1 pseudogene is annotated in these 557 nt (G+C 71.3%); it reads right to left on the bottom strand.

Annotated elements, in window-relative coordinates:
• Window positions 1-557: pseudogene (locus ABFY07_RS42875) on the bottom strand (IS3 family transposase); the annotation flags it as partial.

Genomic DNA, 557 nt, shown 5'->3' with positions numbered 1-557 from the left:
GTCCACGGGACGATAGGTGATGTCGCCGACGTACTTCGTGTTCGGCTCGTTCGCGGTGAAGTCGCGGCCGATCAGATCCGGGGCCTTCGCCGCGGCGGGGTCCGCGATCGTGGTGCGGTGCCTGCGATGCAGCCGCACGCCTGCCAGGCCGATGCTCCGCATCACCCGCGCGATCCGCTTGTGGTTGATCCGCTCGCCGTCGTCGCGGAGCTCGGCGGTGATCCTGGGGACGCCGCAGGTGCCGTCCGACTCACGGTGCACGGCCCGTATCCGGGTGGCGAGAGCGGCGTCGGCCGCCTGCCGGGCGGCCCGGTCCGCGGCGGTGCGGCGCCAGTAGCAGAAGCTGGAGCGGGCGATGCCGAGGATGGTGCACAGCCGCTTCACGCCGTAGCGGCGCTGGTGGTCGGCGACGAACTGGAAGTGGTTCACCAGCGTGTCTCCCCGGCGAAATACTTGGCCGCCTTCCGCAGGATCTCGCGTTCCTCCTCCAGTTCGCGGACCTTCTTGCGCAGGGCCGCGTTCTCCGTCTCCAGCGGCGTGGGCGGCTCGGCGGGCGC

Origin of the sequence: Streptomyces sparsogenes subsp. cuspidosporus (assembly GCF_039532705.1) — a bacterium.
Lineage (GTDB): Bacteria > Actinomycetota > Actinomycetes > Streptomycetales > Streptomycetaceae > Streptomyces > Streptomyces sparsogenes.
This window is presented reverse-complemented; position numbering and strand designations above follow the sequence as displayed.